At 67.7% G+C, this 6,684-nt stretch carries 5 protein-coding genes and 1 pseudogene; 3 read left to right on the forward strand and 3 right to left on the reverse strand.

What is annotated here, in order from left to right; all coding sequences use genetic code 11:
* Positions 1-120: 120 nt before the first annotated feature.
* Positions 121-1,335: a plasmid replication protein RepC gene (gene repC, locus ACIIOY_RS08830; RefSeq protein ID WP_411034272.1), complete on the forward strand. Its 1,215-nt coding sequence runs from the start codon at positions 121-123 to the stop codon at positions 1,333-1,335.
* A gap of 108 nt (positions 1,336-1,443) precedes the next feature.
* Here repC and ACIIOY_RS08835 read toward each other — a convergent pair whose 3' ends face one another.
* Entirely contained in the window at positions 1,444-2,466 is a 1,023-nt protein-coding gene (locus ACIIOY_RS08835) for an LLM class flavin-dependent oxidoreductase (protein ID WP_411034273.1), read from the reverse strand.
* Positions 2,467-3,051: 585 nt separating this feature from the next.
* Here ACIIOY_RS08835 and ACIIOY_RS08840 point away from each other — a divergent pair.
* Together ACIIOY_RS08840 and scpB are read left to right on the forward strand one after the other, a co-directional pair.
* Positions 3,052-4,005: a DUF1403 family protein gene (locus ACIIOY_RS08840; RefSeq protein ID WP_411034274.1), complete on the forward strand. Its 954-nt coding sequence runs from the start codon at positions 3,052-3,054 to the stop codon at positions 4,003-4,005.
* A complete protein-coding gene (scpB, locus tag ACIIOY_RS08845; RefSeq protein WP_411034275.1) occupies positions 4,002-4,694 on the forward strand; it encodes an SMC-Scp complex subunit ScpB in 693 nt (230 codons plus the stop codon). The genes ACIIOY_RS08840 and scpB overlap by 4 nt, the downstream gene beginning before the upstream one ends.
* A 355-nt stretch (positions 4,695-5,049) precedes the next feature.
* On the opposite strand, the gene ACIIOY_RS08850 is transcribed toward scpB, so the two are convergent.
* Positions 5,050-6,330: an endonuclease/exonuclease/phosphatase family protein gene (locus tag ACIIOY_RS08850; protein WP_411034276.1), complete on the reverse strand. Its 1,281-nt coding sequence runs from the start codon at positions 6,328-6,330 to the stop codon at positions 5,050-5,052.
* 180 nt (positions 6,331-6,510) lie between these two features.
* Positions 6,511-6,684: pseudogene (locus ACIIOY_RS08855) on the reverse strand (GntR family transcriptional regulator); the annotation flags it as partial.

Raw genomic sequence — 6,684 nt, forward strand, 5'->3', positions numbered from 1 at the left:
GGCGGCGCCTGCGCCGCGCGAAACGGAGAACTTCGTCTGCCAAAAGGCATGCCGTGCAGAAGCGGCGGGCCGGATGGAGGGCGTTGACGGGACCTCCTTGCCTCGGAAAGGGGACCCGACATGATGGAGCATATTGCAACGACGCCTTTCGGCGGCGGACGGATGAGTGCGCGCCTGTTCCTGCGGCAGCGCGAGGCGGCCGAGCGGCAGGAGAAGCTGCGCGCCGGCGACGGTGGCAACGACAGCGGCCGCGCCGACAAATGGCAGCTGATGCGCGCGCTGACGGAGGCCCGCCAGGCCTACGGCATCGGCGACCGCACGATCTCGGTGCTGGAGGCCCTCGTTTCCTTCACCACGGCGCGCGAGCTCGACGGCACGGCGCCGATCATCGTCTTTCCCTCCAATCGCGAGCTTTCCGTGCGTGCCCGCGGCATGGCGCCGGCGACGATCCGGCGGCACCTGGCGGCGCTCGTGGAGGCCGGCATGATCTTCCGCCGCGACAGCGCCAACGGCAAGCGCTATTGCCGGCGGGACGACAACGGCGTGCTGGAGGAGGCTTTCGGCTTCGATCTTGCGCCGCTGGCGCTGCGTGCCGGCGAGATATTCGAGGCGGCGGAGGCCGCGCGGGCCGAGGACAGGGCGATCCGCGCGCTGCGCAGCGAGGTGACGCTGCACCAGCGCGATATCGCCAAGATCGTCGCCTGCGCGCTGGAGGAGGAGAGGGCGGGGGACTGGCTCGGCTTTTCCGACCGGCTTGCCGCGCTCGTCTTCGGCCTCGGCCGCCGCACGGCCGCCAATATCCTCGCGGCACGGCGGGACGAGCTGCTGCGCCTGCGCGCCGATGTGGAAAACGCTTATCTCTCAAGCCTTTCGGAACAGGAAATGAGCGCCAATGACCTTCAAGACGAGCAGCATATTCAGAATTCAAAACCAGACCAACCCTTTGAACCATACGGCCGGGAAAGTCATAAGGGCGAGGCGGCAGATGCCGAAGGGAGGGCGCCGGAGCAGAAGATGGCCCTCAGCCTCGGCCGGCTGGTGCGGATCTGCCCGCAGATCGCCGATTACGCGAAGGACGGCATCCGTTCCTGGGCCGATCTCCTGGCGGCGGCGGAGCTTGCGCGCTCCATGCTCGGCATCTCGCCCGATGCCTGGCGCAAGGCGAAGGCGGCGATGGGCAGCCAGGCCGCTGCGGTGGTGATCGCCGCCATGCTGGAGCGCGGCGAGGCCATCCGCTCGCCCGGCGGCTACCTGCGGAACCTCACGGAGAAGGCCGGCCGCGCCGCCTTCAGCATCTACCCGATGCTCCAGGCGCTGGAACGGGCGCAGGCGTGAGGCCTGCTCCCATGCGGCCGCCGTTGCCATGGCCTGCGGCGCGCCGGGCAAGCGGCCGACGGCTGCCCGGCAAAGCTTGGCCCCGGGCGGGAGGCGAGGGCCTTCGCCTCAGCGCCAGCCGAGGGCCGGGGCGACATGCTTGAGGATGGCCTCGATGACATGGGCGTTGTATTCGACGCCGAGCTGGTTCGGCACGGTGAGGAGCAGCGTGTCGGCTTCCCTGACCGCCTCGTCCCGCGCCAGCTGCTCGATGAGCCTGTCCGGCTCGTCGGCATAGGAGCGGCCGAAGATCGCGCGTGTCTTGTCGTCGATGAAACCGATCGAATCCTCCTCCTTGCCGCCGCGGCCGAAATAGGCCCGGTCGCGGTCGTCGACGAGGGCGAAGATGCTGCGGCTGACCGAGACGCGCGGGGTGCGGCCGTGGCCGGCCTCCTTCCAGGCCTCCCGATAGGCGCGGATCTGCGCCGCCTGCTGGATGTGGAACGGCTCGCCCGTCTCGTCGTCCTTCAGGGTGGAGCTTTGCAGGTTCATGCCGAGCTTTGCCGCCCAGACGGCGGTGGCGTTCGACCCCGCGCCCCACCAGACCCGCTCGCGGAGCCCCTCGGAATGGGGCTCGAGGCGCAGGAGGCCCGGCGGGTTGGGGAACATCGGCCGCGGGTTCGGACGGGCAAAACCTTCGCCCTTCAGCACGTCGAGGAAGACTTCCGCATGGCGGCGCCCCATGTCGGCGTCGCTGGTGCCCTCCTGCGGCTGGTAGCCGAAATAGCGCCAGCCGTCGATGACCTGCTCGGGCGAGCCGCGGCTGATGCCGAGCTGGAGGCGCCCGCCGGAGATGAGGTCCGCCGCGCCGGCGTCCTCGGCCATGTAGAGCGGGTTCTCGTAGCGCATGTCGATGACCGCCGTCCCGATCTCGATGCTCTTCGTCCGGGCGCCGACGGCGGCGAGGAGCGGAAAGGGCGAGGCGAGCTGCCGGGCGAAATGATGCACGCGGAAATAGGCGCCGTCCGCGCCGAGCTCTTCGGCCGCGACGGCAAGGTCGATCGACTGGAGCAGCGCATCGCCCGCCGAGCGGGTGCCGGATTGCGGGGAGGGGGTCCAGTGGCCGAAGGAAAGGAAACCGATTTTCTTCATGATGTCTGCCTTGACGCCGTGCGTCCGTTGCAAGGGAATGTTGCCCGCAACATGGGCAATCGCGCCGGACTTGAAAAGGCCGCCTGCAAGAACGCTGCGTTCACCGATTGCGCTTGAAATTGCGGAGAAAGAGCGCAGGGTGCCCCGCCGCTTCGCCATAGGCACGGGGCATGGGGGGGAACCCTGCCGGTGTGCCGGAAGGGGAGGGGGCGTTGATGCCGCGGCGGCGATGGGCATGAGCCTTGTATTTCCGGCGGCAGCCGTAAGGGAAACATCAAGCTTTTCCCCGCAGACTGGCTTTGTGCCGGCATAGCGCGTTGGGGACCGGGATTCCGGCCGGTCGCGTGACGCCCGTGCATCGCGCTTCCGGCAAACGGCCCATCCCCCGGGCTTGCCCGTATGGCGGCGCAGCGCCTTGCCGGGCGTGGTTTTCGCGCTCCTGCGCGGCGAAAGCGGACGTTCTCTCCATAAAGAGCAGAACATCCGATAAGGCAATCTTATCGGTCGTTTCATGCCGTGGACATGCGGTGCGGTTGGCGCGGAAAAGCGTGGATAAAACCGCACATCTGCTATAGGCTGGCCACCATGGATTCGCCTGTCGCCTCGCCCGGTTCCGCCCAGACGTTCACGGCCGCCCTGCCCGGCTGGGCCGTGCCGCGCGGCGGCGCGGCGGATGCGGCCGATGCGGCGTTTGCCGCCGGCGTCGCTTTGAAATCGCTCGACGATCTCGTTCGCGCCGCGCCGATCTGGGCCGGCTGCTGGCGCGCGCGCCAGGCCCTCAAATGCGCCGCCGTGGCGGTCCGGCTGCTGGGGCGCAGCGAGGACGAGGCGGCGCTGCGCGACGCGCTTTTGCTCACTGCCGCTGGCGGCGATCCGGGACCGGCCGGCCGGGTGTTTTCCGCCTTCGAAAGGGTTTCTACGCGAAAACCCGCCTTCTCCGCGAAGGCCGTGGCCGAGCTCGCCGATCGTCTCGGCCTTGCATGGGACGACCGGCTCGCCGCGGCGGCCGATCACGCCGACGATGCGCTCCAGTCCGCCCGCCCCGTCCCGTTTGCCGCCGCCGCGCTGGTGACGGCGATCCATGCCGAGCGGCCGGACGGCGAACCGCTCGCCTGGATGCTCGCCGATATGCTGATCGCGGCCAGGCTGAAATGGCATCGTCCCGTTCCGCTGCTGATGGCCGAGCGCTACGGCCCGGCCTTCAAGACGCCCGGCGGGCGCGGCCGCGTGCGCCCCGGCGATCCCGCCTTCCCGCGTGCCGTCTGCCTTGCCCTCACCGAGGGGACGGGCACGGCCCTCAGCGCCGCCGGCGCGATCGCCCGGCGCGCCGACACGCTGCTTGCCGCCGCGCCGAAGGTGCGCACCAAGGGGGCAGGGGCCGTCATCGAAAAACTGCTCGCCGCGGACGCCGTGCCGGCCTCCGCTCCGGGCAGCAACCTGTCGCGCTGGGCGGCGACCCGCCTGTTCGAACGGCTGGAGAGCTTTGGCGCCGTGCGCGAACTGTCAGGGCGCAGTTCGTTCCGGATCTATGGACTATGACAATGGCTGAACCGGACGCAGGCGGCAGAACACGAACGTCTCGGACAAAGGACGCAAGCGAACGCTTGTTGGATCGGGAGTTGGCGGACCTGCCGCCGGCCTTGCGCTGGCGCGAATGGATGCTGCGCGTCGAGGCGGTCATCTTCGCCGCGGCCGAGCCGGTCGGCCGCGAGGTACTGGCGCGGGTGGTCGGCAAGGACTGCAGCATCGATCTGCTGATCGACGACCTCATCGAGGAACTACGTGATAGACCCTACGGGATCGTCGCCGTTGCCGGCGGCTGGCAGCATAGAAGCCGCCCGGCCTATGCGTCCGCCATCCGCGCGTCGCAAGCCCCGGTGCGCGGCCCGGGGGCGGCGCTGTCCGACTTCGAGGCCATGGTGCTGGCGGCCGTCGCCTACTTCCAGCCGGTCACCCGCGGGGAGCTGTCGAAGATTTTCGGCAGGGAGGTCGGCCGCGACACCATCGCCGCGCTGCGGGCCGCCGGCTTCCTCGCCTCCGGCCCCCGCAGCCCGACCCCCGGCGCGCCCTATACCTATGTCACGACAAAGCTGTTCCTCACCGCCTTCGGCCTGAAGACCCTGCGCGACCTGCCGGACATCGAGGCGCTGGAGGACGCGGGCCTCCTCAGCCGAAAGGGCGTGCAGGAGGACGCCTCGGCGGACGAAGCCGATGGAGGCGAGGCGTAGGGTCCCCGCAGAGGGGGCTTCGGTATCGTCCTGGTCGGGCTGAGTTGGGACGAACTGGCGACAACGCTGCGTACGGGCATCGGCAGTGGCAGGGCGGTCGGCATCGATGTGACGATCTTCAATCCCAGGCTCGACAGGGACGGTTCCATCGTCCGGACCTTCGTGGATGTTCTGGCGGAGAGCATCGCATAGGCGGCGCCCAGAAGGTCTCGCGCATCGGCATCGAGTTCGACCAGGTCAACCTCGGCCTGCGCCGGCTGCTGGAGAAGGCGTTCCCGCATGTCGAACTCGTCGCTGGCCGCAACAAGCGAAGCTGAATGCTCGCCTCCGCTCCTGCGGTTCCGGTATTTGGGGCTTATGCTTGCGGTCCGAGGCGGGCCAGCGCTTCCTGCTCGGTCTTCTTCAGATATTCCGTCCTGAAATCGATCTCCAGCGCTGTCCACATGGGCAGATGATCGGACATCTGATAGGTGCGCCATGCGCTCGCATACCACTCGCGGGCCTGTTCGCGGGTGCGCGGATCGCCGGCATTCACCGATACGCCGTTGTCGAAGCTGCGCCGCTTGTCGTGCCTGTCGCGCATCGCGCTCTCGCCCATCTGATCGAAATACGCGTCGAAGTCGGAGGCGCCGGCGAGCGGCAGCTTGGCGCGGTCCCTGGGCTTCAGCACCGCAACGTCGTCGGATGATGCGCGGAACACGACCTGGAAGACATCCAGCACACCTGCCAGGCCCTTCCTCTGGCGCACCACGCCATGCCCCTTGAGCACCGCGATCTGGTCATAGTGCTTCGTCTGAAACATGTTGGTGGGAGCGTTCTGCAGTTCCTCCGCCATAGCGAAACCGTTATCGAGCAGGGCGTTCATCGTTGCATGACCGACCTTCTCGATGTTGAAGTCGCCGAGCACGATATAGGCTTCGTTGGCATCCTCGTCGCGCTTCTTCTCCTTGTTCCGCCGGCGCTCGGCCGCCGCCCGGCTCTGGAAGACGCGGGCGATCTGCGCGATCTCCCTGGTGCGCTGCTCCAGTCCCGCCCGTCCCTCACCGTAGAGCATGTGCACGGTGCAGAGGTTGAACTTGAACCATCCCGCCTGGAAGGAGACGAGGAACGGCGTGCGCACGAATTGCTGTCCACTCAGGATCTTCGAGCCGTCGGGCAGCTTGAGCACGGCGCCGGGCGGGATGTCGCTCTCGGTTCCGTCGGCAAGGATGAGCTTGCCGCCAGGGGGTATCTCCGCCCTCTGCTCATTCAGCCGGATGAGTTCGTCCTCGAGAAGTGTGATCTCCCCGGCGATGGAACGGAACCGCACCTTCCGCGTGTCGAAGAGGAAGACCATGCGCTCGTCGTTTCCCGGCTTGCCCGGCGACGTGTCGGTCGCAATGAAATCCCAGTCCCGTCCGAGGATCCGTTTCAACGTGTTGAAAAGATCGAGGTCGTCGTTGACCTCCTGCACGGCGACGAGGTCGAAGGCGGAGATGAAGGCGGCGATATAGTAGAGCGCCTCCAGCGTTCGCTCTCCATGGCCCCGCGCGCCCTTTCTGCCGAAGTCGCGAAGATTCCACGTCGCCAGCAGCAGCGTGGTGTCGGAATCCTTCGAGGGAACGCCCGCCCCGCCTTCATCCTTCGGGGTGCGCAACCAACGGTCAATTGCCTGAAGGCGGTCAACGGTCCGGAGCGCGACCGCCGGGTTCTCCTTGAAGAATGGCCAGTGTCGAAGAGGCGTGAAATCCATCGTGCTGCCCTCCACCCAGAGTAGATCACGTTACTTCGAATCCATCGGCGGCTCCAGTGCCTGTTGGGGTGGGGAGAGACCTAGCTATTGGGCTGCGGCGAGACGACCGAAGGACACCTCGGTCGTATAGTTCTCGCGCAGGAAGGCGATGAAATTGTCCTGGAACTGCCGTGTGTGGGCGTGGGCCAGCTCGTCGGCGAGCTCGACGTCCTTCGCCCGGATCGCCTCCAGCATCAGTTCGTGCTCGTCGGTCAGGAG

It is taken from the genome of Shinella agrisoli, from assembly GCF_046557955.1.
GTDB lineage: Bacteria > Pseudomonadota > Alphaproteobacteria > Rhizobiales > Rhizobiaceae > Shinella.